General features: G+C 59.4%; 20 protein-coding genes. 12 read left to right on the forward strand and 8 right to left on the reverse strand.

What is annotated here, in order from left to right; all coding sequences use genetic code 11:
- Nucleotides 1-59 precede the first annotated feature (59 nt).
- Together rpmA and rplU are read right to left on the reverse strand one after the other, a co-directional pair.
- On the reverse strand, nucleotides 60-317 hold the full coding sequence (rpmA, locus tag HU773_RS24035) for a 50S ribosomal protein L27 (RefSeq protein WP_029292052.1): 258 nt from the start codon (nucleotides 315-317) through the stop codon (nucleotides 60-62).
- A 34-nt stretch (nucleotides 318-351) separates the two neighbouring features.
- Nucleotides 352-666, reverse strand: a complete 315-nt coding sequence (rplU, locus tag HU773_RS24040) for a 50S ribosomal protein L21 (protein ID WP_003176051.1) — start codon at nucleotides 664-666, stop codon at nucleotides 352-354.
- A 239-nt stretch (nucleotides 667-905) separates the two neighbouring features.
- On the opposite strand from rplU, the gene HU773_RS24045 reads away from it, so the two are divergent.
- The 3 genes from HU773_RS24045 (at nucleotide 906) to HU773_RS24055 (ending at nucleotide 2,850) form a co-directional block, all read left to right on the forward strand.
- Nucleotides 906-1,874 carry a polyprenyl synthetase family protein gene (locus tag HU773_RS24045; RefSeq protein WP_032861875.1) on the forward strand — a complete coding sequence of 323 codons (969 nt, stop codon included), beginning with the start codon at nucleotides 906-908 and terminating at the stop codon, nucleotides 1,872-1,874.
- Nucleotides 1,875-2,047: 173 nt separating this feature from the next.
- Nucleotides 2,048-2,389 carry a zinc ribbon domain-containing protein YjdM gene (locus HU773_RS24050; RefSeq protein ID WP_115129038.1) on the forward strand — a complete coding sequence of 114 codons (342 nt, stop codon included), beginning with the start codon at nucleotides 2,048-2,050 and terminating at the stop codon, nucleotides 2,387-2,389.
- A 203-nt stretch (nucleotides 2,390-2,592) separates the two neighbouring features.
- Complete coding sequence (locus HU773_RS24055) at nucleotides 2,593-2,850, forward strand: PA4570 family protein (protein WP_038443494.1); 258 nt, start codon at nucleotides 2,593-2,595, stop codon at nucleotides 2,848-2,850.
- 105 nt (nucleotides 2,851-2,955) lie between these two features.
- Here the strand turns inward: HU773_RS24055 and bamJ are convergent, their stop codons facing one another.
- Both bamJ and HU773_RS24065 read right to left on the reverse strand, forming a co-directional pair.
- A complete protein-coding gene (gene bamJ / locus HU773_RS24060; RefSeq protein WP_038443496.1) occupies nucleotides 2,956-3,573 on the reverse strand; it encodes a BamJ family beta-barrel-assembly machinery protein in 618 nt (205 codons plus the stop codon).
- Between the two features lie 147 nt (nucleotides 3,574-3,720).
- Nucleotides 3,721-4,209: a TIGR00645 family protein gene (locus HU773_RS24065; protein WP_057441112.1), complete on the reverse strand. Its 489-nt coding sequence runs from the start codon at nucleotides 4,207-4,209 to the stop codon at nucleotides 3,721-3,723.
- Nucleotides 4,210-4,373: 164 nt separating this feature from the next.
- Between HU773_RS24065 and HU773_RS24070 the strand changes: the two genes are divergently transcribed.
- Complete coding sequence (locus tag HU773_RS24070; RefSeq protein ID WP_120734173.1) at nucleotides 4,374-6,194, forward strand: hypothetical protein; 1,821 nt, start codon at nucleotides 4,374-4,376, stop codon at nucleotides 6,192-6,194.
- 8 nt (nucleotides 6,195-6,202) lie between these two features.
- Here the strand turns inward: HU773_RS24070 and HU773_RS24075 are convergent, their stop codons facing one another.
- On the reverse strand, nucleotides 6,203-6,523 hold the full coding sequence (locus HU773_RS24075; protein WP_057441113.1) for a PA4575 family protein: 321 nt from the start codon (nucleotides 6,521-6,523) through the stop codon (nucleotides 6,203-6,205).
- Nucleotides 6,524-6,738: 215 nt separating this feature from the next.
- On the reverse strand, nucleotides 6,739-9,177 hold the full coding sequence (locus tag HU773_RS24080; RefSeq protein ID WP_057958386.1) for a Lon protease family protein: 2,439 nt from the start codon (nucleotides 9,175-9,177) through the stop codon (nucleotides 6,739-6,741).
- A gap of 265 nt (nucleotides 9,178-9,442) precedes the next feature.
- On the opposite strand from HU773_RS24080, the gene HU773_RS24085 reads away from it, so the two are divergent.
- The 5 genes from HU773_RS24085 to HU773_RS24105 all read left to right on the forward strand — a co-directional run bounded on the left by HU773_RS24085 (nucleotide 9,443) and on the right by HU773_RS24105 (nucleotide 14,338).
- Nucleotides 9,443-9,931 (forward strand): DUF3015 domain-containing protein, encoded by a 489-nt coding sequence (locus HU773_RS24085; protein ID WP_057441118.1) that lies wholly within the window; start codon nucleotides 9,443-9,445, stop codon nucleotides 9,929-9,931.
- A gap of 94 nt (nucleotides 9,932-10,025) precedes the next feature.
- Nucleotides 10,026-11,879 carry an Lnb N-terminal periplasmic domain-containing protein gene (locus HU773_RS24090; RefSeq protein ID WP_186625041.1) on the forward strand — a complete coding sequence of 618 codons (1,854 nt, stop codon included), beginning with the start codon at nucleotides 10,026-10,028 and terminating at the stop codon, nucleotides 11,877-11,879.
- Between the two features lie 159 nt (nucleotides 11,880-12,038).
- Entirely contained in the window at nucleotides 12,039-12,341 is a 303-nt protein-coding gene (locus HU773_RS24095) for a chorismate mutase (RefSeq protein ID WP_057958384.1), read from the forward strand.
- Nucleotides 12,342-12,631: 290 nt separating this feature from the next.
- Nucleotides 12,632-13,717 carry a type I restriction endonuclease gene (locus HU773_RS24100; protein WP_057958383.1) on the forward strand — a complete coding sequence of 362 codons (1,086 nt, stop codon included), beginning with the start codon at nucleotides 12,632-12,634 and terminating at the stop codon, nucleotides 13,715-13,717.
- 264 nt (nucleotides 13,718-13,981) lie between these two features.
- Nucleotides 13,982-14,338: a hypothetical protein gene (locus HU773_RS24105; RefSeq protein ID WP_057441124.1), complete on the forward strand. Its 357-nt coding sequence runs from the start codon at nucleotides 13,982-13,984 to the stop codon at nucleotides 14,336-14,338.
- Between the two features lie 69 nt (nucleotides 14,339-14,407).
- On the opposite strand, the gene gdhA is transcribed toward HU773_RS24105, so the two are convergent.
- Together gdhA and ettA are read right to left on the reverse strand one after the other, a co-directional pair.
- Complete coding sequence (gene gdhA, locus HU773_RS24110; protein ID WP_057441126.1) at nucleotides 14,408-15,745, reverse strand: NADP-specific glutamate dehydrogenase; 1,338 nt, start codon at nucleotides 15,743-15,745, stop codon at nucleotides 14,408-14,410.
- A 267-nt stretch (nucleotides 15,746-16,012) separates the two neighbouring features.
- Nucleotides 16,013-17,677 carry an energy-dependent translational throttle protein EttA gene (gene ettA, locus HU773_RS24115; RefSeq protein WP_029292090.1) on the reverse strand — a complete coding sequence of 555 codons (1,665 nt, stop codon included), beginning with the start codon at nucleotides 17,675-17,677 and terminating at the stop codon, nucleotides 16,013-16,015.
- A gap of 253 nt (nucleotides 17,678-17,930) precedes the next feature.
- Here ettA and HU773_RS24120 point away from each other — a divergent pair, with 253 nt between their 5' ends.
- From HU773_RS24120 to glyA, 3 genes are all read left to right on the forward strand, one after another.
- The gene (locus HU773_RS24120; RefSeq protein ID WP_169959794.1) at nucleotides 17,931-18,542 is read left to right on the forward strand and encodes a LysE family translocator; all 612 of its coding nucleotides are present in this window, start codon (nucleotides 17,931-17,933) and stop codon (nucleotides 18,540-18,542) included.
- A gap of 115 nt (nucleotides 18,543-18,657) precedes the next feature.
- Entirely contained in the window at nucleotides 18,658-22,509 is a 3,852-nt protein-coding gene (locus HU773_RS24125; RefSeq protein WP_057958381.1) for a bifunctional diguanylate cyclase/phosphodiesterase, read from the forward strand.
- A 212-nt stretch (nucleotides 22,510-22,721) separates the two neighbouring features.
- The gene (gene glyA, locus HU773_RS24130; RefSeq protein WP_057441128.1) at nucleotides 22,722-23,975 is read left to right on the forward strand and encodes a serine hydroxymethyltransferase; all 1,254 of its coding nucleotides are present in this window, start codon (nucleotides 22,722-22,724) and stop codon (nucleotides 23,973-23,975) included.
- Nucleotides 23,976-24,016: the final 41 nt, after the last annotated feature.

The raw sequence follows: 24,016 nt of genomic DNA on the forward strand, positions 1-24,016 counted from the left end.
CTCACCCCACAAACGAAAAAGCCCCGTCGCAAGACAGGGCTTTTCCAGCGAGCTCGCAATTAAGCCGAGACAACGCTCACGTAACGGCGGTTGAACGCGCCTTTTACTTCAAACTTGATCACGCCTTCGATTTTCGCGAAGAGGGTGTGATCTTTACCCATGCCTACACCGTAACCGGCGTGGAATTGGGTGCCGCGCTGACGCACGATGATGTTGCCCGGAATGATTTTCTGGCCGCCATACATCTTAACGCCAAGGCGTTTGGCTTCTGAGTCGCGACCGTTACGGGTACTACCACCAGCTTTTTTGTGTGCCATGAGTCAATTCTCCTAGTGAGGAATTAGGCTGAAATTAAGCCTGAATACCGGTGATTTTGATCTCGGTGTACCACTGGCGGTGGCCCATACGCTTCATGTGGTGCTTACGACGACGGAACTTGATGATGCGGACTTTATCGTGACGACCTTGGGAGATCACTTCAGCCACAACGGTAGCGCCAGCAACAACTGGAGCGCCGATGTTCACGTCATCGCCATTGGCGACCAACAGAACGCGATCAAAAGTAACGGATTCGCCGGTAGCGATTTCCAGTTTTTCGATCTTCAGGTATTCACCTGGGGCGACCTTGTATTGCTTGCCACCAGTAACAATTACTGCGTACGACATGGTATTTCTCCGATAATCCTGCTCACCCAGCGCTTTATAAGAAGAGGTATTGGCTGGCATGGCTGCATGGGATGGACGTCCCGAATGCAATTGCGTAAGGCAGGTGCTGCCCAGGAAGTTCAGGGTGCGCGATTGTACGCAAGCTGTGGAAGGCTTGCAAGTAGCCGTCTATCGCGCCTTGACACCCAGGGGCGCGGGTCCTAGCATGCCGCGCAACCCTTCTGGAGCGACTGTCGCTGATGCAACCCCAAGCTTTCTACCGCGCGGTGGCGGACGATTTTAGCGCCGTCGACGGCATCATCAAGAAGCAACTGACTTCTAAAGTGCCGCTGGTCTCCAAAATTGGCGACTACATTACTTCGGCCGGCGGTAAACGCCTGCGTCCTTTATTAGTGCTGCTGTGTGGCAAGGCCCTGGGCCGCGAAGGCGATGACCTGCGCCTGCTGGCCGCCACTATCGAGTTCCTGCACACCGCCACCCTGCTGCACGACGACGTGGTCGACATGTCTGGCATGCGCCGGGGTCGCGAGACCGCCAATGCCATGTGGGGCAACGCGCCCAGCGTGCTGGTGGGTGATTTCCTGTATTCGCGTTCGTTCGAAATGATGGTCGAACTGGGCTCGATGCCGGTGATGAAGATCCTGTCCCAGGCCACGCGCATCATCGCCGAAGGCGAAGTGCTGCAACTGTCCAAGGTACGCGACGCCAGCACCACCGAAGAAACCTACATGGAAGTGATTCGCGGCAAGACCGCGATGCTCTTCGAAGCTTCGACCCACAGCGCCGCTGCCCTGTGCGAGGCGACCGCCGAACAGGCCGAAGCCCTGCGCACCTTTGGCGATCACCTGGGCGTGGCCTTCCAGTTGGTGGATGACCTGCTCGATTATCGCGGCGACGCAGAAACCCTGGGCAAGAACGTCGGTGACGACCTGGCCGAAGGCAAGCCGACCCTGCCGCTGATCTACACCATGCGCGAAGGCACCCCGGAACAAGCGGCACTGGTGCGCAAGGCGATCCAGAAAGGCGGCATCGAAGACCTGGAAAGCATCCGCGCCGCCGTGGAAGCCTCGGGCTCGCTCGACTACACCGCACAACTGGCCCGTGACTACGTGGCCCGCGCCATCAAATGCCTGGAAGCCCTTCCAGCCAGCGAATACCGGGATGCCCTGGTGGAGTTGAGTGAGTTTGCGGTAGCCCGTACTCACTAACGCTCTGTGGAAGCAGGCTTGCCTGCGATAGCATCACCTCGCTACAGCTGATAGACCGAGGTGCCTGCATCGCAGGCAAGCCAGCTTCCACATTTAGACCGCATCGCCCCTCCCCCCGACAAAACCCTATATAATGTGCGACTTTTAGCCATCCTGACTTTCAAGGAGCTTTAGTGAGCACGTTGCCACCCTGCCCAAAATGCAATTCCGAATACACCTACGAAGACGGCGCCCAGCTGATCTGCCCGGAATGCGCCCATGAGTGGTCCGCCGGTGGTGAAGCCGAAACAACCAGCGATGAAACCGTAAAAAAAGACTCTGTTGGTAACGTCCTGCAAGACGGCGACACCATCACCGTGATCAAGGACCTCAAGGTCAAGGGCACCTCGCTGGTGGTCAAGGTCGGCACCAAGGTCAAGAACATCCGCCTGTGCGATGGCGACCACGATATCGACTGCAAGATCGACGGTATCGGCCCGATGAAGCTCAAGTCCGAGTTCGTCCGCAAGGTCTGACCGGCCTGCCCCCCATCCCGCGCCTGACGCGGGATGGCGTTTCACCCTCCCCCCATGACCTCCCCAGTAGCAAAAGGCCAGCTCTGCTGACCTTGCACAATGCCCACATGCCCACTCCGAAAAACCAGGAAATTGCCAATAGGCACTTGCTATTCTACGAATAAGAATTATTCTCATTGAAACCTTTCAAGGAGATGCGACCCATGACTTATTTGATTGATGCCTGGCTGGACCGTCCGCACCCTTACCTGCGGATCCTTCATCGGGAAACCGGCGAAGTGTGTGCGGTGCTGGAAGAAGAAGCGCTGAATGAACTGCAGGACCAGGGCGATCTGGACGTCAACGGCCTGAGTTCCAGTGAGCCTGGAGTGCTGAAGGAGGTGGTGAGGAATCTGTTTCTGTTCTGCTATGCCCGAGCGTTGCGCCCGGTGACGGAGCTCAATGGCAAGTTTCACCCATGAGCCACTACCCGCTTTATGTGGAAACTGGCTTGCTCGCGATGCAGGCAAGCCAGCCCCCACACAAGCCCGGCCCTATAGAGAGCCAGGCGTAACCTGCAGCGGGTCTTACAGAACGTCGAGCAGCTCGACGTCAAATACCAGAACGCTGTGCGGCGGGATGCTGCCAACGCCTTGTGCGCCGTAAGCCAGTTCGCTCGGCACGTACAGGCGCCATTTGCTGCCGGCATTCATCAGTTGCAGGGCTTCGGTCCAGCCAGCGATCACGCCGCCGACCGGGAATTCTGCCGGCTGGCCACGCTCGTAGGAGCTGTCGAACACAGTGCCGTCGATCAGGGTGCCATGGTAGTGGGTACGCACCTGGTCTTCACGGGTCGGCTTGGCGCCGTCGCCAGCGGTCAGCACTTCAAATTGCAGGCCGGAAGCCAGGGTGGTGATGCCGTCACGCTTGGCGTTTTCAGCCAGGAAAGCCAGGCCAGCACCCGCGGCCGCTTCAGCCTTGGCGGCTGCTTCGGCTTGCATGATGTCGCGGATCACTTTGAAGCTGGCAGCCATTTGTTCCTGGTCAACACGGCTTGGCTTGCCGCCGAACGCGTCGGTCAGACCGGCCAGGATCGCGTCCAGGCTGACGCCCGGTGGCGGGTTGTCGCGCAGTTGGTCACCCAACTGACGGCCAATGCCGTAGCTGACGCGGGTTTCGTCGGTGGACAGATTGACTTCGGACATGGAAAGGCTCCGCTGTAGGACAAACCCAAGATCCTGCAAAAGCGCAGTTTCTTGCGTGTCATCCAAACTAAAAGGGCGAGCAGACTAGCACACTCGCCCTACGCTTGATCAGCCCAAAATCCCAGGCAAACAGGCGTTCGGCGCGGATCAATGCTTGGTGAGTTTATCCAGGTAGCCCATGGCAAACGCCGAGATCACGAAGGTCATGTGAATGATCACGTACCACATCAGATGCTGTGGATCGACATTCTTGGCATCCATGAAGATACGCAGCAGGTGGATCGAGGAAATCGCCACGATGGAGGCCGCCACTTTCATCTTCAGCGACGAAGAGTCCATGGTGCCCAGCCAGTTGAGCTTTTCCTTGTTGTCGTCAATATCCAGTTGCGAGACGAAGTTCTCGTAGCCGGAGATCATCACCATCACCAGCAAGCCACCCACCAGGGCCATGTCGATCAACGACAGCAGCACCAGGATCAGCTCCGACTCGGCCATCGCAAAGACATTGGGCAGCAGATGGATCACTTCCTGGAAGAATTTCAGCGCCAACGCCAGCAGCCCGAGGGACAAGCCGAAATAGATCGGCGCCAGCAGCCAGCGGGAGGCGTACATTGCATTTTCGATAAAGCGTTCCATGGAATCTCACACAGCTTGGCTAGAAATGGCGGCGAGTATATCAGCCGCGCGCATCGCGCCATAACCACCCGGAAACTGACCTGTAGCGCTTCTGTAAGACAATTTTTCTGCTAGTGTCGGCCCCATCAACGTGGCTCGATGCTGCCGGACAGGAATCTCAAATAATGGATGTGCGATCTCCCTTGGCCAGTCTTGGCCTGTGTGTGGCATTGCTGGCGGCCAGCGGCTGCTCCCCCAGCGACGAGCACAAGCAAGCCACTCTCGAAGAAAAAACCGCCCAGTTCGAACAGTCCCTGGATACCATCCAGGATCCCCGCCTCAAAGAGGCCGTAGGCGAACTGGGCGGCTCGCTGCTGCTACTGGAGCGGGCGCGCATCAAGCTCGACACCAGGCCTGTCGAGACCGAGTACGGGGAAAACGCCCTGGCCGTGCTTGCCCACTACCCTACCCCGCAAGCCCTGGTAGATACCTACATCAACGGGCTGTTTGTCCTGCGCAAGAACTCGCACTCGGACTACCTGACCGATCTGCAACCGGTGTTCCCGTTCAGTTTCAATATGCCGGACCAATTCCCCTTTCCCCATGGCCTGGAATGGCAGTCGGTGACCCTGAGCAACAACAAGATCATCCCGTTCCAGCCGGAATGGTCGGAAACCGACCCCGGCATTCAGTTGAGCCCCAGCAGCTCCAACCTGACCAACCCGGACGACCTGACCGTGACCTATCCGTTTATCGAAGGTATCGAGACGGACAACAAGAGCCAGCCGCAGCCTGTCATGCTCAAAGGCCAGGTCGAGGTGATTGCCCCGAGTAAAGTCCTGGCCTTCGACCTGACCCGCCAGGACGTGGGCCAGAAACGCACTCAGGAAAACATCACGCTGACCCTGCTGGCCCTGGAAAACAACTACGCAGAGATCGAGCTGAGCAACACCAGCCCCCTGGCGCCACAAGTGGCAGATGAATCACCCAACCCGCTGCTGGTCCAGGCCCGGGACACCACGGGGCAGTTTCTTTCCCGCTCCGGTTCGATCAACGAAAGTGCCGCCCAGGTCGCCTTCTACGAGCAGCAACTGGCACAGATGCGCAAGCAGAACACCTGGTCCGAGGCCTTTGAGAAACAGTTGGAGGACGCGCAAAAAGCCTTTGAACAAAAGCAGGCCAGCCACTACGCCAAGGTCTACTTCAATGGGGTGATCGATACGCTGCAGGTCAACGTGCTGGATTTCTCCGACGCGACAGTCACCCATAAGGATCTGGAGCTGCCTGTACGGCGCTTCGACAAGAACAGCCTGGAAAAGACCGTCCAGGGCCTGCCCATGCCGGTCACCGTGTATGACGACCAAGCTGCGGACTGGCTCAAAAGTGCCACGCTCTCCGAAGACCAGCTCAAAAGCAGCATCACCATCAGCCAGTCAGTGGAGGACGCCAGCGCCGCCCACATCACCTTCGACCACCCTTTCACCTTCAATGACGACCTGGTCGGCTCGACACGCACCAGCAGCGACGCCCCGCTGACGTTCTTTACCGCAGATGATGAAGGCAACCGCGGGGAACCCATCGAGTTGCCCACCGAAGCCTTTGAAGTCGACCCATGGCGCGGCGCCATCACCTACGATCTCAATTTATTCCCGGAAACCCCGGCCTATGCGGTGGGATCCATCCCGCTGTTCCTGGCCACGATCGAAAAAAACACCCTCGACACCACGCACTTGCCCAAGGGCCTGTTGCTGAAAGATAACGCCCTGATCGTCGACCAGGCGCTGTTCCCTTCCGACAGCTGGCGGTTCTTTGCCAAGGACGCCAGCGGCAACTACCTGAAGGAAATCCTAGGCGTCAGCCACCGCGCCGAGGAATACGGCACCGCACTGTTTGACGTGCATTACTTTTATGGCCAGCCGACCGTGCTTGAAACCTACCAGCGCACTGCGCTGAACACGCTGCAATACGGCTTTGAGGTCAAGCTGGACAAGCCCGAGACCAAATAAGCCGTGGGCTAGAGGTGAACCGCATGAACCCGCCCGCCATTGAGCTGGCGCAGGTGTGCCTGCAGGTGCAGGCACCATATCTGCGGATCGTCGGCCAGTTCATAGCCGTGCAGGGTCAGGCTTTGCACGATGGAATCCAGCATATTTTCTGCGACGAACGGCCCAGGGAAGGGCCCCTGGGACTTGATGGTCGAGGGCTGCTCGCCGGTCATTCCGGCGGCAAACAGCAACGTCCACATCCCGGTATCCCCCGCAAGAGGGCGAATGGAACATTCAATTCGGGTGACCAGGCCCAGGCACTGGCGAGTGAGGCAAAGGCTGCGCGGCATGGCGGCGACCCTCGGTAGATCCGGTGTTCAGCCTCCAGACACAAGGCTGTCTCTATCCCATGACCCCTGTAGCTATCCCTAGAGCTGAGAATAGAAGAAAACCGGTACAAACCAAGGCCGTAGGGACCAACGGCGGCTGGTCCCGAAAAACCCAGTCAAAATCATGACACGCTGTCTGTAGGGGCGAGCAAGCTCGCGCACCTACAGTGGAAACCTCAGCTTGGCTTGGCTGCCGCCAACGCCTGCTGCGCCAGCTCCTTTTCCGCCTCCTTGAGGTCTTCTTCGCTGATCATCTCGGCAATGGCCCGCAGACGCTCAACCACGCGGGCATTGACGCTGCCCTCGGGGAATTGCCCTTCGGCATCCGGCTCACCGGCTGGCTCGCCCACCAACAGGCTCAAGGCTTCGTCGGCCTGGCGCACGGCATACACGTGGAACTGCCCTTGCCTTACCGCCTGCAAGACCTTCTCGTCGAGCATCAACGTCGCGACGTTGGCCTGGGGAATGATCGCACCCTGCTCCCCGGTCAAACCACGGGCCTCGCACAGGCGGAAGAAACCTTCGATCTTCTCGTTGACCCCACCCACCGCCTGCACTTCGCCGAACTGGTTGATTGAGCCGGTGATGGCAAAGCACTGCTTGAGCGGCGTCTTCGACAGTGCCGAAATCAACGTGCAGGCCTCGCCCAACGAGGCGCTGTCGCCATCGACATAACCGTAGGATTGCTCCAGGGCGATACTTGCGGAGATCGCCAGGGGGAATTCCTGGGCATAACGGCTGCCCAGGTAACCGGTGAGGATCATCACGCCCTTGGAGTGGATCGGCTGGCCGAGGTTGACCTCGCGCTCGATATCGACGATGCCGCTGCCGCCGGGGTACACCGTGGCGGAAATCCGCGCAGGCACACCGAACGCCGAATCACCGACCTCCAGCACGGTCAGCCCGTTGCATTTGCCCACTGCGGCACCCGCCGTGTCGATGAGAATGACCCCGGCGAGCATGTCATCGAGAATCCGCGCCGAGACCCGCCCGGTGCGCGTGGCCTTGGCTTTCAGTGCACGCTCGATATGCCCGGCGTCGGTGCGTTCGTCGCCCGCCAGATGACGGATGAAGTCCGCCTCGCTGACCAGTTGGAACAGGTCGCCGATCCGCGCCGACAAGCGCGCCTGGTGCTCCGCCAGACGGGCGCTGTAGGTCGCCAGCCGCGCCACGGCATCCGAGGTCAGCGGCGCCATGCCTTCTTCCGAGGTGCGGGTTTTGAGCAACTGGGCGAATTGCTCCAGGCTCTCATCGACCATCGGGATATCTTCATCGAAATCCACCAGCACCCGGAACATCTCCTGGAAGTCCGGATCCAGGTCTTGCAGGGTGTAGTACAGCGAACGGGCGCCGATGATGATGACCTTGACCTGCAACGGGATCACTTGCGGGTTGAGGGTCACAGTGGCCAGGCGGCCCAACTCGCCCAGGGGCGACTCCATCTTCAGCTTGCGCGATTGCAGGGCTCGCTTGAGCGCATCCCAGACAAATGGCTCGCTGAGCATTTTCTCGGCTTCGAGGATCAGGAACCCACCGTTGGCGCGGTGCAACGCCCCCGGGCGCAGCTGGCGATAGGTGGTGTAAAGCGCGCCCTGGTCAGTGCTGTATTCGATACGGCCAAACAGGTTGTCGTAGGTCGGGTGCGGTTCGAACACCACCGGCGCCCCACCATTGAGCGGATGGCCTACCACCAGGCTCGGGCAGTACTGCTCTTCGAGCAACTTGCGCGCCTGGGCGTCGGTTTTCGCGTCATCCACCAGCAGTTCGACCACGGTCTTGAGCAGATAGACCTGCATGGCTTGCAGGTAGCCGCACACCCCGGCGTTCTCGGCGTACTTTTCCGACAACGGCGCCAGCAACGGCTGCAAGGCCAGGGTGATGGTCTCTTCGTTGAAATGGCGCATCTGGTTGTTGGACTCGCGCTTCCACTGCGGCAAGCTGGCGAGTTCTTCGTTGAGGCGCTCTTCCAACGCGGAAATATCCGTGTGGAAACGCTCGCGGTCGGCTTCCGGCAACTGCGAGAACTCGGCCTCGTCCAGGGCCTTGCCATCGAGCATCGGGGTAAACGCGATATTGGTGCTGTCACGGTACAGCGCCACGTCCTTTTCCAGGGCCAGGCGCTCGATCACATCCAGGGCACGGTCGTAGCGCTGGTTGAAGGCACGGTCGATAGCACTTTTGCGCTGTTGATACGTTGGGTGCTCGAACACTGCCGGAAAGGTGGCGACAAGGTTGTCGATCAGGCTACTGATATCGGCGATAAAGGGCGCCGCACCGCCCGCAGGCAACTCCAGGGCGCGGGGCTCGCGGGGCTCGTCGAAGTTATTGACGTAGACCCAGTCTGCCGGGGTCTGCAGGCGCTTGCCTTCGGCCTTGAGGTAGCGTTTGACGAACGAGAAACGGCCGGTACCGGGCTCGCCCATGACAAATACGTTGTAACCGGGGCGCGGCATGGCCACACCGAACTGCAAGGCTTCAACCGCGCGTTCCTGGCCAAGCACACCGCGAAAGGGCTCCAAATCATTGGTGGTCGAGAAGCTGAACTGTTCAGCGGAGAAAGGACGGGTCAGCGCTTCGGGCGCTAGACGCAAGCTGGCAGCAACAGGATCAGGCATCGGGCTTCCTTACATCAGGCGGGGCAATGGCGGCATTCTGGCGCCGTGCGTAGCCGGCTGGCAAGGCACGACTGAGGTAAAGCATAGACACGGGATGCCGCCTGCAAAAAAACCAGTCTGCATTGATTGTTTTACAAAAAACCACGGAACCCTTGGAACATGCCTAAACTCCAAACTGCGCGGGTTGGACTAATAACTGGCCCCTAGGGTGCTTTGCGGCGCCTGAACCCTTGTCCATTGGTTTGCACACTAAGAGAACAAAGCTATGAAACGGATCCTTCTCGGTACTCTCTTCACCGTTGTCTCCCTCAATGCAATGGCCGAAGCGCCAGGTGGCCCGAACTGTGGTTGGGGCAACATGTTGTTCGAAGGCCAGCGCGGCACGCCGGCTCACTTCCTCGCGTCCACCACCAACGGCACCTCCGGTAACGCCACCTTCGGCATGACCTCGGGCACCAACGGTTGCAGCACCAACAGCGCGCTGACTTACGGCGGCAAATCGTGGATTGCCATGAATGGCATGATGAACGAGCTGTCCGAAGACATGGCCAAAGGCAATGGCGAAGCTCTGACCACCTATGCCGTGGTCCTGGGCGTTGCTCCAGAAGATCGTGATCACTTCGCCGCTGTGACTCACGAGCACTTCCAGCAGATCTTCAGCAAGGCTGACGTGACCGCAGAAGACGTGCATTCCAACACCCTGGCAATCCTCAAAGGCGACGCCCGCCTGGCGAAATACGCCACCCAGGCTTAAGCTCGACTTGCCCGCGCCCTTACCCGGCGCGGGTTTTATTTTTTGGACCTGCCCCTTTCTTGGGTCTTTATTTATTCCGACTTAAGTTGCCCCTATGCTCAAACGCCTTGCCAGCCTGGCACTCTTCGCCTGCGCCCCGCTATATGCGGCGCCGCACCTTGATGATCAACGTTTGCAGCACCTGGCCAATGATCCGTTCTGGCTCTCGCTGGGGCACTACGAAGCCGGCAAGCTCAAAGGCTGGCGCAGCCATGTCAGCGACGCGAAATTCTTCCTCGCCAAAGAGGGCGCGCACCACCCGGACGCCGAACTCAAGGCCACCGTTGACGCGCTCTACGCACCGGCCAGCCTCGGCGAAAAACATGCTCAATGCGTGTACCCGGCCCGCACCCGCTGGCTCAAGGACCAGTTGCACCTGACCGACCTGCCCGCCGTGGACTGCGTCGAATTCAAGCAATGGTTCAAGGATGTCGCGCCCCACAGCGCGGTGATGATCTTCCCCGCGGCCTACCTCAACAGCCCGTCGTCGATGTTCGGCCATACCTTGCTGCGTATCGACCAGGCTGACGTGCAAAGCAACAAGACCGCGTTACTCAGCTACGCGATCAACTTCGGCGCCTACATTGAAGGTTCGGACAACAGCATCCTCTACGCCTGGAAAGGCCTGATGGGTGGTTATCCCGGCCTGTTCGCCCTGGTGCCCTACCAGGAAAAACTCTCGGAATACCGTAGCCTGGAGAACCGCGACCTGTGGGAATACCGCCTGAACCTGACCCAGGTCGAGACCGAGCGCATGGTCGAGCATGTGTGGGAACTCAAGCAGATCCAGTTCGACTACTTCTTCTTCGATGAAAACTGTTCGTACCGCCTGCTGGAATTGCTGCAAGTGGCCCGCCCCGGCCTGCGCCTGACCGAACAGTTCCCGCTGACCGCCATCCCCACCGACACCGTGAAAGCGGTGAAGGACGCGGGCCTGGTGGAAAAGATCGACTACCGTCCGTCCCGCGAACGCGAATTGCTGGAGCGCGCCAAGCCCCTGGACAGTGACGAGCAGCAATGGGTGCTAAAGATCAGCGATGACCAGAAGCAGCTGCAAGCCCCGACATTCAAAGCCCTCGGCAAAGACCGCCAGGCCCTGATCATCGACGCCGCCTACCGCCTGGGCCGCTACCGCGCCAACGGCCTGGAGCGCGACAGCGAACGCTCCCAGCGCAGCTTCGAGTTGTTGCGGGCGATCAACCAGAACCCGGCGCCCGACCTGCAGATCGAGCGCCCCGGCCTGCCGGAGAACGGCCATGAGTCGCGCACCTGGCAGGCCGGTATCGGCACCCGTGGCGACAAGGCCTTTGCTGAGTACGGCCTGCGCATGGCCTACCACGACCTCAACGACAACGCCGAAGGCTTCCCCCTGGGCGCGCAGATCGAGATCCTGCAAATGAAACTGCGCCAGTACGAAGGCAACAACTGGCAATTGCAGCAATTGGACCTGGCGACCATCCGCTCCCTGACTCCGCGCAATGAGCTGCTGCAGCCGTTGTCCTGGCAGGTCACCGGCGGCCTGGAACGGGTACCGGGCAAACATGACGACGAAACCCTGGTCAGCCATGTCAACGGCGGCGCCGGCGGCACCTGGCAACTGCACGACGACATGCTCGGCTTCGCCCTCGGCACCGTACGTGTGGAACATAACAACGACTTCAGCGAATTCATCTCCCCTGCGGCCGGCTTTAATACCGGCCTGCTGTGGAAAAACCCACTGGGCAACCTGAGCCTGGAGGCCAAGGGCGACTTTTTCACCAATGGCGAGGTAAGGCGTAGTATCAGCCTGAATCAGCAGTGGGAAGTATCACGCAACCTGGGTGTGCGCCTGAGTGCACAACGGGAGTTCAGCCACTTGGCAACGCCGGTGAACGAAGTGATGCTTGAAGTGAAGTGGTATCACTACTGACCGGCCCCAACGCCTATTGAAGATCCAATGTGGGAGCGGGCTTGCCCGCGATAGGGGGGTGCCAGTCGCTGTGGATATGACTGATCCACCGCCATCGCGGGCAAGCCCGCTCCCACATTGGGCCCGCGTTTATCCCACACATTAAGGAGTTTTTACGACATGGCCGTTACCTGCACCACCCTTGAACAAGTCCGGGAAAACATCGACCGTCTTGATCGACAGATCGTCGCCCTGCTGGCCGAACGCGGCAGCTTCGTGTCCCAGGCCGCCGGTTTCAAAAAAGACAGCGATGGGGTCAAGGCCCCTCAGCGCGTCGAACAGGTCATCAGCAAGGTTCGCGATTTAGCGCAAACCCTGGGCGCCAACCCCGACGTCACGGAGCAGGTGTACCGCGCGATGATTGCCGCATTCATCCAGCAGGAACTGGCCGAACACGCCGCTCTCGCGCAACCCACGACATAAGCCCCTGTGGCGAGCCCACTCGCCACAACCTCCCCCATGTCTTTCGGGCTAATTGTCGAACAAACTCCTCCCTCCCGCGAACGGTTCTCGCTGCAAACACAATCATACTTTTCGTCCTTCCCCAACTCATTGATAACTGAGAGAAAAATTCCAGGGGAATTTTAGCTTTTCCTTAGTTACCACAAAGTTGCTCTTGCTCAATTCTCTTTATCGAGTTTTGTGTCTAGTATCGGACAGCAATCAAATTGCCACCATGTCTATACACGGATCTGAATAGGTAAGAGGCTTATATGGAATTTTTCGAAAAGCTCACCAGTCTGGCAGCAAAAATTCGCTTGCAAGGTCCTGCCATTCAAACAGAAGAAGCCACAAAAAATGCGTTTGTAATGCCATTTATCAACACGGTATTGGGTTACGACGTGTTCGACCCCCAGGAAGTGACTCCCGAATTTGTCTGCGATATCGGAACAAAAAAGGGGGAAAAAATTGATTACGCAATCATGAAGGACGGCGAGGTTCAAATTCTCATAGAGTGCAAAAAAATCGGTGAGCCACTGAACCTCAACCATGCATCGCAGTTGTTTCGCTACTTCCACGTTACGAGTGCAAGAATCTCGATTCTCACCAACGGTCAGGTCTATAAGTTTTTTACGGATCTGGATGCGCCTAACAAAATGGATGAAAAGCCGTTTCTTGAACTAGACCTTCTGGATATTGATGAATACTCGGTTCCAGAACTGACCAAACTGACGAAATCTGCCTTTGACGTCGACTCAATCATCAATGCAGCTGGTGAGCTGAAATACGTCAGTCAAATCAAAAAAGTCATCGCATCACAGCTCACTAAACCCGAGGATGACTTCGTCAAAGTTTTCGCATCTCGGGTGTACGAAGGCGTCATTACACAAAAAATCCGTGAGCAGTTCTATGAGCTGACCCGCAAAGCCTTGAGCCAGTTTCTCAACGACCAAATCAATGATCGACTCAAATCAGCCATGAGTGGCGCTATCCAGCCGACCATCACCTCTCTACCCGTCTCTGCCAGTGCCAATACAGTCACGACTGAACGTGACGAGTCAGAGGAAAAAGTTCTAACGACACTTGAAGAACTAGAGGGATATCACATCGTAAGAGCTGTCGTGCGCTCGGTGGTCGATGCCAAGCGGATCGTTCAACGAGATACACAAAGCTACTTCGGGATTTTGCTCGACGATAATAATCGCAAGCCCATTTGCCGACTTCACTTTAACCGCAGCCAGAAGTACATCGGTATTTTTGATGAGGAAAAGAACGAAACCCGACACGCAATTTCATCCATTGATGAGATTTACGAATACTCGGACCATCTGAAGAAAACGGTAGGGTACTACGACTAACGATAAGATGACCTGAGCCCCCCCTGTGGCGAGCGGGCTTGCCCCGCGTTGGGCTGCGCAGCAGCCCCAGCACAGAAGCATACGGTTCACCTGACACTCCCTGGCGCCTGGTTTGGGGGCAGCTCCGCTGCCCAACGCGGGGCAAGCCCGCTCGCCACAGGGAGTGAGCCGCCCAAACACATTACTCACCCGCTTTTCACATCTCCCCGACGAATCCCCTTCTAGACTTCCCTTATCAGCCGCTTAACGGCCTGGGAGTATGAGATGTGGCGGTTCGCCGTAATGCTGGGGGTGGTGATGGCGCTTTCAGGCTGCCAGTCCACCCGCGATGAGTTGCTGGCCAAGGGTTATCCACCGCCCTTCGCCGACGGGTTTGACGATGGCTGTAGCAGTGGGCGCCAGGCGGCCGGGGTGATCACCGGGACGTTTCGCAAGGACGTCCCGCGTTATTTGAAAGACCGCGCCTACGCCGAAGGTTGGGAGGATGGCTTTCGCCAGTGCAAGGCCATGCGTGAGAGCGAAGACCGCGATGAGTATAGGGAACGCCACTGGGACGAGCGCGAGCGCGCCTGGCAGCAGGAGAAGGACCGCGACGCCGCACGGGCGTATCGCAGCCAGTGACACCACCCAGAGCGAATGTGGGAGCTGCAAGCCCCCACAATTGATCCTCGGTGGCGCTCAGCTCACGGTTTAGACGATGCCCTGCGCCAGCATTGCATCCGCCACTTTCACAAAACCGGCGATGTTCGCGCCCTTCACGTAGTTGATCCGGCCGTTTTCTTCACCGTAGTGCACGCAGGCATGGTGGATCGACTGCATGATGTTATGCAGCTTGCTGTCCACTTCACCGGCGGTCCACAGCAGACGCATGGCATTTTGGGACATTTCCAGGCCACTCACTGCCACGCCGCCGGCATTCGATGCCTTGCCCGGCGCGAACAGGATACCGGCGTCGATAAAGATATCCACAGCCTCCAGGGTCGTCGGCATATTGGCGCCTTCGGCCACGCAGATGCAGCCATTACGCAGCAGAGCGCTGGCGGCTTCGGCGTCCAGTTCGTTCTGGGTCGCACAGGGCAGGGCGATGTCGCATGCCAGTTCCCATGGAGTCTTGCCGGCGCGGAATTCCAGGCCAAAACGCGAGGCCAACTCGCTAATGCGCCCGCGCTGCACGTTTTTCAGCTCCAGCAGCGCCGACCATTGTTCCTCGGTCAAACCAGTCTCGCAGTACAGGGTGCCTTCGGAGTCGGACAGGGAGATCACCTTGCCGCCCAGGTCCATGACTTTGCGTGCCGCGTATTGCGCCACGTTGCCGGAGCCAGAGACTGCCACGCGCTTGCCTTCAACCCGCTGGCCCTGGCGCTTGAGCATCTCTTCGGCGAAGTACACGCAACCAAAGCCGGTGGCTTCCGGGCGGATCAGGCTGCCGCCGTAGCTCATGCCCTTGCCGGTGAATACCGAGGTGAATTGGTTGCTCAGGCGCTTGTACTGGCCAAACAGAAAACCGATTTCCCGAGCGCCCACGCCGATATCGCCGGCCGGGACGTCCACGTCTGCACCGATATGACGGTACAGCTCACTCATGAACGACTGGCAGAACCGCATGACTTCGGCGTCGCTCTTGCCCTTGGGGTCAAAGTCCGAGCCGCCCTTGCCGCCGCCCATGGGCAGCGAGGTCAGGGAGTTCTTGAAGGTCTGCTCGAAGGCGAGGAATTTCAGCACCCCCAGGTTGACCGAGGGGTGGAAGCGCAGGCCGCCTTTGTAAGGGCCGATGGCGCTGTTCATCTGGATACGGAAGCCGCGATTGACCTGGACCTTGCCCTGGTCATCAACCCACGAGACCCGGAAGGTAATCGCGCGTTCCGGCTCGCAGATGCGCTCCAGAATGCCCGAAGTCAGGTAGTGGGGATTGGCCTCAAGAAACGGCCACAGGCTGCGTAGGACTTCTTCCACAGCCTGGTGGAATTCCGGCTGGTCCGGGTCGCGTTTTTTGAGGCGGGCAAGGAAGGATTCGACGGATTCGATCATGAAAAGTCTCGGCAGATTTATTGTCATTAATGGCGATTTGCCCAGGACTTTATCAATTCGCGCCGCACCGTGACAGGGCAAAATGTCGCCTTTGTGAATTTAAATGGTGCAATAGATATAAATAACCCTGATTTTCTGCCCCTTAACAGGGATTTCAACGCGAGCTATGCACCAATAGTTAAACCGCTAATGCAGGCACCTCGGGCCACCTCAATTGTGCAAAAAAAACGGAGCCCGAAGGCTCCGTTTTGTTCAAACCAACCCGAATCAGGCCAGTTTTTTGTGCCGTACACGATGCGGCTGGGCAGCAGCTTCGCCCAGGCGCTTCTTGCGATCGGCTTCGTACTCGGTGTAGTTGCCTTCGAAGAACACCGCTTGCGAGTCGTCTTCGTACGCCAGGATGTGTGTTGCCACGCGGTCCAGGAACCACCGATCGTGAGAGATCACAATCGCGGCGCCCGGGAAGTCCAGCAGGGCTTCTTCCAGGGAACGCAGGGTTTCAACGTCGAGGTCGTTGGACGGTTCGTCGAGCAGCAGGACGTTGCCGCCCTCCTTCAGGGTCAGGGCCAGGTGCAAGCGCCCGCGCTCACCACCGGACAGGTCCTTGACGAACTTCTGCTGGTCGCCACCCTTGAAGTTGAAACGGCCAACGTAGGTGCGCGACGGGATTTCATAGTTGCCGATACGGATCTGGTCGGAACCGTCGGAAATCTGCTGGAACACCGTTTTGCTGCCGTCGAGGTCTTCACGGCTCTGGTCCACGCAGGCCAACTGCACGGTTTCGCCGACTTCGATGGTGCCCGAATCCGGTTGTTCCTTGCCCATCAGCATGCGGAACAGCGTGGATTTACCCGCACCGTTACCCCCGATCACGCCGACGATGGCGCCTTTAGGCATGGAGAACGACAGGTTGTCGATCAGCACGCGATCGCCATAGCCTTTGCAGACGTTCTTGAACTCGATGACCTTGTCACCCAGGCGCGGACCGGCCGGGATGTAGATTTCGTTGGTCTCGCTGCGCTTCTGGAACTCCTGGGACTGCATTTCCTCGAAGCGTTGCAGACGGGCCTTGGATTTCGACTGACGAGCCTTGGCACCTTTGCGCACCCACTCCAGTTCGTCCTTCATGGCCTTTTCATGGGCCGACTGCTGCTTGGATTCGGCCGCCAGACGGTCGGACTTGGCTTCCAGCCAGCCGGAGTAGTTGCCCTCGTAAGGGATACCGGCGCCGCGGTCGAGTTCCAGGATCCAGCCCGCGACGTTGTCCAGGAAGTACCGGTCGTGCGTGATCGCGACCACGGTGCCCGGGAAGTCATGGAGGAAGTGTTCCAGCCAGGCCACGGAGTCAGCGTCCAGGTGGTTGGTTGGTTCGTCGAGCAGCAGCATGTCGGGGGCCGACAGCAGCAGGCGGCACAGCGCCACGCGGCGCTTTTCACCACCGGACAGGTGCTCGACCTTGGCGTCCCAGGCCGGCAGGCGCAGCGCATCGGCGGCGACTTCCAGTTGGCGCTCCAGGTTGTGACCGTCGCCAGCCTGCAGGATGGCTTCGAGCTTGGCCTGTTCGGCGGCCAGTTTGTCGAAGTCGGCATCCGGCTCGGCGTAGGCCGCGTAGACTTCGTCCAGGCGGGCCTGGGCGTCCTTGATCACGCTGACGGCTTCCTCGACCACTTCACGCACGGTCTTGGACGGGTCCAGGATCGGCTCTTGCGGCAGGTAACCGATGTTCAGTTCGGGCATTGGGCGGGCTTCGCCTTCAAACTCGGTGTCGACGCCGGCCATGATTTTCAGCAGCGTGGACTTACCCGAACCGTTGAGGCCGAGTACGCCGATCTTGGCGCCCGGGAAGAAGGACAGCGAAATGTTTTTCAGGATTTCCCGCTTCGGTGGAACAACTTTGCCCAACCGATGCATGGTGAAAACGTATTGAGCCAAAATGTGGACCTCGTAAAAAGATGAGAACAGGGCCTGCGTAGCGTCATGGCGCTGTACGTAGCACATCGAATGATCAAGGTTAACCTAAGTCAGCGACGGCGGGCAGATTGACAGGCGCTTTTGAGCCGCGCTTTTTCCTGCTGTGGGCCAGATGGAACACAATACCCGGCAACATCCCCCTAATGAAGAAGACACATGCCACCTGCATTCTGGACCACGCCTTACCCCCTGACTGTCCCGGGAGACAGCTTCGATGCTTAACGTCATGTCTGCACTTGGGCTATTGCTCTTGATGCCGGGGCCGACCAATACCCTGCTATTGCGCTCGGGCGTGCTCTCGGGTTTCAGGCGGGCCTGGACCCTGAGCCTGCTGGAGTGCCTGGCCTACCTGCTGCAGATCTCTTTTTGGGGCTACGCCCTCAGCCATATTGGCGCCAATGCGCCCTGGTGCCTGAAGGTGATGCAGTTCGTCTCTATTTGTTACCTGGTCAAGACCTCGTACGACCTGTGGCGCGAGCCCGCCGTCGACCTGTCCCTGCTGCCCGGAGCGCGGGTGTCGAGGTGGCACTTCTTTTTACTGACGCTGATCAACCCCAAGGGTTTGCTGGTGGTTTCGTTCATCGTGCCGGTGCAGACCTTTGCCGATCTGGCCTTATATGGGCAGTTCGTCATGCAATTCACCGCAGTGGTGATCCCAGTGGGCTGCGCCTGGGTGCTGTTCGGCGCACGCATCAAACGCAGCGGGCATGCCTGGCTGACGCCGCAGAACATAAACCGCACCGCTTCTGTGGTTATTAGTTGCTTTGCACTGGCCATTCTATTCAAACTGGCGGATGGCTTGATCAGTACTGGCCCGGCGCTGTAGTCCTGCCAGGCGGGGCTGGCACTTTGCCACAACTCAAGGCATGCTAGCCGCCCTTCGGGCGTCCGGCTTATAGTGCACGTCGCGCGCCAATCCAGCCAAACCGCAGGATCACAGCTTGACCAACGTAACAAAGCCGAGCCCGTTGCGCGCAGCCCATATTGCGCCGGGCGCCCCCCTGCACGGCCCCCTCAAGGGCGCATTGGCGACGCTGGTCCTGTTGCTGCTCGCACTATTGTTCTGGCAACTGCTGGATCAATTGCAGCAGAACCAGAAAGACCAACAGCAATACACCATCAACTACAGCGCCGACCTGGCCGAACAGATCAGCCTGAACATGGCCCTGAGCGCGCAAATCGCCCTCAACCTGCTGCCGATCGTCGAACCGCCACGCAATGAAGAACAACACCAGGCCCTGATGCGCAGCTTGCAACGCTCGTTGCCGGAACTGCGCAGCGTTGCCCTGCTCGCCCCCAGCGGCGCGATCCTCAGTGACTCCGCCGATAACAGCCAGGACAGTGCCTGGCTCGAAGAACTGGTCAAGCGCAGCCATGCGCAGTCCTATTATTTGAGCAATAACGGCGACGGCTCCATCATCTACCTGCTGCTGCACCAGCCCAGCGGCGGCGCCAAGATGTACTGGGTGCTGCGCCTGGCTCCCAATTACCTGGCCAACCTGACGCGCCAGGACGGCCAGGGCTCACGCCCGATGTGGGCAATTGAAAACCAGGTGAACCACCGGGTTGTCAGCCGTGACAGCGGCATGCCCAGCCAGTGGTCGGCCGGGCTGACCCCCGAAGAGCTGAATAAAACCGTACTGGTCACCCCTTTGAGCAAAAGCGACTGGCAACTGCGCGGGCTGTTTGATCGCGCCGCTGTGCTGGAGCAACTGCTGCCGGCGTTTATCGGCAAGTGCCTGCTGGGCCTGGCCTTTTCGCTGATCCCGGTGCTGGTGCTGCTGAACATGCGGCGGCGCCAGCGCCAGGTCAATGAAGGCCGGCGCCGCTATCAGGATATTTTCGACGGCACCGGTGTGGCCTTGTGCGTGCTCGACCTGTCGGGCCTGCGCGGTTTCTTCGACAAGGCCCAGTTGCACACCCGCGAGCAATTGCAGGAGTGGCTGCACAACAGCCCCGAGCAACGCCAGCAACTGCTCAAGGAACTGCGCATCACCGAGGTCAACCAGGTCGCCGTGCGCCTGCTGAACGTGGCGTCCTGCGAACAGGCCTGGGAACGCTTGATCGACGGTTGCCCGCTGAACACCAGCGCCATCGGCTACGCAGTGCTTGAAGCGGTGCTGACCCAGCACAAACAGCTGGAGCTGGAGATTCAACTCAGCGACATCGAGGGCAACGACCAGTACCTGTGGCTGGTCATGCGCCTGCCGGAAGAACAGCACGACTATAAGGCGGTGATCCTCAGTATCAGTGATATCACCAGCCGCAAACTGGTGGAACTGTCGCTGGTGGAGCGCGAAGCGTTCTGGTCGGACGTGGTGCGCACCGTGCCGGACCACCTGTATGTGCAGGATGTAATCAGCCAGCGCATGATTTTCAGCAACCACCACCTGGGCCACACCCTGGGCTATAACAAACACGAACTGCAGCAAATGGGCGAGTACTTCTGGGAGATCCTGCTGCACCCCGAAGACGCCGAGAGCTATCACGACCTGCGCCAGCAACAACGCGCCGCCGGGTACCTGGCGCAGTTGCAATGCCAGTTGCGCTTTCGCCACCGCAACAACCAATGGCGGCGCTTCGAGATCCGCGAACAGGCCCTGGCACGGGACAAGACCGACCAGGTCACGCGGATTATCGGGGTGGCCAAGGACATTACCGACCAGATCGAGGCCAGCGAATCCCTGCGCGACAGCGAGCAGCGCTACCGCATGCTGGCCGAAAGCATCAGCGACGTGATTTTTTCCACCGACAGCAAGCTGGCCCTCAACTACGTCAGCCCGTCGGTAAATGCGGTGCTGGGCTATGAAGTCGACTGGATCTTCAAGAACGGCTGGCAATCGACCATCGCCAACCCGCAGCAACTGACCGGCATCTACACCCTGGTGGAGCGGGTCAGCCGCGCCCTCGACCAGCCCGAAGCCCTGGCCCTGTTGCGCGACGATGTGCAGACCCAGCTGTTCCTGTTCGATTGCCTGCGGGCCGACGGGCGCAAGGTGCCGATCGAACTGCGCCTGGTACTGGTGTGGGACGAGCACGGTGCGTTCGAAGGCATTCTCGGCGTGGGCCGCGATATCAGCCAGCAACGCCGCGCCGAGAAAGACCTGCGCATGGCGGCCACGGTATTCGAGCACTCCACCTCGGCGATCCTGATCACCGACCCGGCCGGCTATATCGTGCAGGCCAACGAAGCCTTCAGCCGGGTCAGCGGTTATGCCGTGGCCGATGTGCTCGACCAACTGCCGAACATGCTCACCGTCGACGAACAGCAGGAAGCCCACCTGCGCTATGTGCTCAAGCAACTGCACCAGCACAGCACCTGGGAAGGCGAAGTGTGGCTCAAGCGCCGCAGCGGCGAGCACTACCCGGCCTGGGTCGGCATTACCGCTGTGCTCGATGACGAGGGCGACCTGGCCAGCTATGTGTGCTTCTTCAGCGACATCAGCGAGCGCAAGGCCAGCGAACAACGCATCCACCGCCTGGCCTACTACGACGCCCTGACCCACCTGCCCAACCGCACGCTGTTCCAGGACCGCCTGCACACCGCGTTGCAGTCGGCCGAACGACAAAAGTCGTGGGTGGTGCTGATGTTCCTCGACCTCGACCGCTTCAAACCGATCAACGACTCCCTGGGCCACGCCGCCGGCGATCGCATGCTCAAGGAAATGGCGACCCGCCTGCTCGGTTGTGTGGCCGAGGACGACACGGTGGCGCGCATGGGCGGTGACGAGTTCACTTTGCTCCTGCAACCCCGGGTCAGCCGCGAAATGGCACTGAACCGGGCGATTCATGTGGCCGAACAGATTCTCGCCAGCCTGGTGAAGCCGTTTGTGCTGGAAGGCCGCGAGTTTTTTGTCACCGCCAGTATCGGTATCGCCCTGAGCCCTCAGGACGGCAACGAACTGAGCCAGTTGATGAAAAACGCCGACACGGCGATGTACCACGCCAAGGAACGTGGCAAGAACAACTTCCAGTTCTACCAGGCCGACATGAACGCCAGCGCCCTGGAGCGCCTGGAACTGGAAAGCGACCTGCGCCATGCCTTGGACCAGAACGAATTCGTGCTCTATTACCAGCCGCAGTTCAGTGGCGATGGCAAACGTTTGACTGGCGCCGAAGCCCTGCTGCGCTGGCGTCACCCACGCCGTGGCCTGGTGCCGCCGGGGGATTTCATCCCGGTCCTGGAAGAGCTGGGCCTGGTGGTGGACGTGGGCGACTGGGTGATCGATGAGGCGTGCCGCCAACTCAAGACCTGGCACCAGAACAAGGTGCGAGTGCCCAAGGTCTCGGTGAACATTTCGGCGCGGCAGTTCTCCGACGGGCAGTTGGGCACGCGGATCGCCACCATCCTCAAGGAAACCGGCCTGCCGCCGGCGTGCCTGGAGCTGGAATTGACCGAAAGCATCCTGATGCGCGAGGTCAACGAGGCCCTGCAGATCCTTGCCAGCCTGAAAAACCTCGGCCTGAGCATCGCTGTGGACGACTTCGGCACCGGCTACTCATCGCTCAATTACCTCAAGCAATTCCCCATCGACGTGCTGAAGATCGACCGCACCTTCGTCGACGGCCTGCCGTCCGGCGAACAGGATGCGCAGATCGCCCGGGCAATCATCGCCATGGCCCACAGCCTGAACCTGGCGGTGATCGCCGAAGGCGTGGAAACCCATGAGCAACTGGACTTCCTGCGCGAGCATGGCTGCGACGAGGTGCAGGGCTACCTGTTCGGGCGGCCGATGCCGGCCAATCGGTTTGAGGCGCAGTTCAGTAACGACGCCCTTTTCATGTTTGACTGAGGTTTTGCGGTGGGGCTGATGGCCTCATCGCGGGCAAGCCCGCTCCCACAGTTGAATGTGGGAGCGGGCTTGCTCGCGAAGGGGCCATCAAATACGCCATCCATCTCTGGATGAACGCCACTTGTCCGCGACATGATGTCCTTTCATATGCCATCTAAAACCCATTGGGTTAGAATGCCCCTCTTTTCTGCCCCCGATCCTTGAGGACCGCCATGTTCAGCCGTGATTTGACTATTGCCAAGTACGACGCCGATCTCTTTGCCGCCATGGAGCAAGAAGCTCAGCGCCAGGAAGAGCACATTGAGCTGATCGCTTCGGAAAACTACACCAGCCCTGCCGTGATGGAGGCTCAAGGTTCGGTTCTGACCAACAAGTACGCCGAAGGTTATCCGGGCAAGCGTTACTACGGCGGTTGCGAATTCGTCGATATCGTCGAGCAACTGGCTATCGACCGCGCCAAGGAACTGTTCGGCGCCGATTACGCCAACGTCCAGCCACACGCCGGCTCCCAAGCCAACGCGGCCGTGTACCTGGCCCTGCTGCAAGGCGGCGACACCATCCTGGGCATGAGCCTGGCCCACGGCGGTCACCTGACCCACGGCGCCAGCGTTTCCTCCTCCGGCAAGCTGTACAACGCTGTCCAGTACGGCATCGACGGCAACGGTCTGATCGACTACGACGAAGTCGAGCGCCTGGCCGTCGAGCACAAGCCAAAAATGATCGTGGCCGGTTTCTCTGCCTACTCGCAGATCCTCGACTTCCCACGCTTCCGTGAAATCGCTGACAAAGTGGGCGCCTACCTGTTCGTCGACATGGCCCACGTGGCCGGTCTGGTCGCCGCTGGCGTCTACCCGAACCCGGTGCCTTACGCTGACGTCGTGACCACCACGACCCACAAGACCCTGCGCGGTCCACGTGGCGGCCTGATCCTGGCGCGCGCCAACGCCGATATCGAGAAAAAGCTGAACTCCGCCGTATTCCCAGGCGCCCAAGGTGGCCCGCTGGAGCACGTGATCGCCGCTAAAGCGATCTGCTTCAAGGAAGCCTTGCAGCCTGAGTTCAAGACTTACCAGCAACAAGTGGTGAAAAACGCCCAGGCCATGGCCACTGTGTTCATCGAGCGCGGTTTTGACGTGGTGTCCGGCGGTACTGAAAACCACCTGTTCCTGCTGTCGCTGATCAAGCAGGATATCTCCGGTAAAGATGCTGACGCTGCCCTGGGCAAAGCCTTCATCACCGTGAACAAGAACTCGGTACCGAACGACCCACGTTCGCCGTTCGTCACCTCGGGCCTGCGCTTCGGCACCCCGGCCGTGACCACTCGTGGCTTCAAGGAAGCAGAGTGCAAGGAACTGGCTGGCTGGATCTGCGACATCCTGGCTGACCTTTCCAACGAAGCCGTGATTGACGCGGTACGTGAGAAGGTCAAGGCCATCTGCAAGAAGCTGCCGGTATACGGCGCTTGATTGCAGTTGCTTGAATAAGAAGCCCGGCTCTTGAGCCGGGC

This window comes from Pseudomonas shahriarae, assembly GCF_014268455.2.
In the GTDB taxonomy this organism is placed as follows: domain Bacteria; phylum Pseudomonadota; class Gammaproteobacteria; order Pseudomonadales; family Pseudomonadaceae; genus Aquipseudomonas; species Aquipseudomonas shahriarae.

Bases quoted from the DNA above. Each gene is read 5' to 3' on its own strand.
- rpmA (WP_029292052.1), bottom strand. From the start codon at position 317: ATGGCACACAAAAAAGCTGGTGGTAGTACCCGTAACGGTCGCGACTCA.
- rplU (WP_003176051.1), bottom strand. From the start codon at position 666: ATGTCGTACGCAGTAATTGTTACTGGTGGCAAGCAATACAAGGTCGCC.
- HU773_RS24045 (WP_032861875.1), top strand. From the start codon at position 906: ATGCAACCCCAAGCTTTCTACCGCGCGGTGGCGGACGATTTTAGCGCC.
- HU773_RS24055 (WP_038443494.1), top strand. From the start codon at position 2,593: ATGACTTATTTGATTGATGCCTGGCTGGACCGTCCGCACCCTTACCTG.
- bamJ (WP_038443496.1), bottom strand. From the start codon at position 3,573: ATGTCCGAAGTCAATCTGTCCACCGACGAAACCCGCGTCAGCTACGGC.
- HU773_RS24065 (WP_057441112.1), bottom strand. From the start codon at position 4,209: ATGGAACGCTTTATCGAAAATGCAATGTACGCCTCCCGCTGGCTGCTG.
- HU773_RS24070 (WP_120734173.1), top strand. From the start codon at position 4,374: ATGGATGTGCGATCTCCCTTGGCCAGTCTTGGCCTGTGTGTGGCATTG.
- HU773_RS24075 (WP_057441113.1), bottom strand. From the start codon at position 6,523: ATGCCGCGCAGCCTTTGCCTCACTCGCCAGTGCCTGGGCCTGGTCACC.
- HU773_RS24080 (WP_057958386.1), bottom strand. From the start codon at position 9,177: ATGCCTGATCCTGTTGCTGCCAGCTTGCGTCTAGCGCCCGAAGCGCTG.
- HU773_RS24085 (WP_057441118.1), top strand. From the start codon at position 9,443: ATGAAACGGATCCTTCTCGGTACTCTCTTCACCGTTGTCTCCCTCAAT.
- HU773_RS24090 (WP_186625041.1), top strand. From the start codon at position 10,026: ATGCTCAAACGCCTTGCCAGCCTGGCACTCTTCGCCTGCGCCCCGCTA.
- HU773_RS24095 (WP_057958384.1), top strand. From the start codon at position 12,039: ATGGCCGTTACCTGCACCACCCTTGAACAAGTCCGGGAAAACATCGAC.
- HU773_RS24100 (WP_057958383.1), top strand. From the start codon at position 12,632: ATGGAATTTTTCGAAAAGCTCACCAGTCTGGCAGCAAAAATTCGCTTG.
- HU773_RS24105 (WP_057441124.1), top strand. From the start codon at position 13,982: ATGTGGCGGTTCGCCGTAATGCTGGGGGTGGTGATGGCGCTTTCAGGC.
- gdhA (WP_057441126.1), bottom strand. From the start codon at position 15,745: ATGATCGAATCCGTCGAATCCTTCCTTGCCCGCCTCAAAAAACGCGAC.
- HU773_RS24120 (WP_169959794.1), top strand. From the start codon at position 17,931: ATGCTTAACGTCATGTCTGCACTTGGGCTATTGCTCTTGATGCCGGGG.
- glyA (WP_057441128.1), top strand. From the start codon at position 22,722: ATGTTCAGCCGTGATTTGACTATTGCCAAGTACGACGCCGATCTCTTT.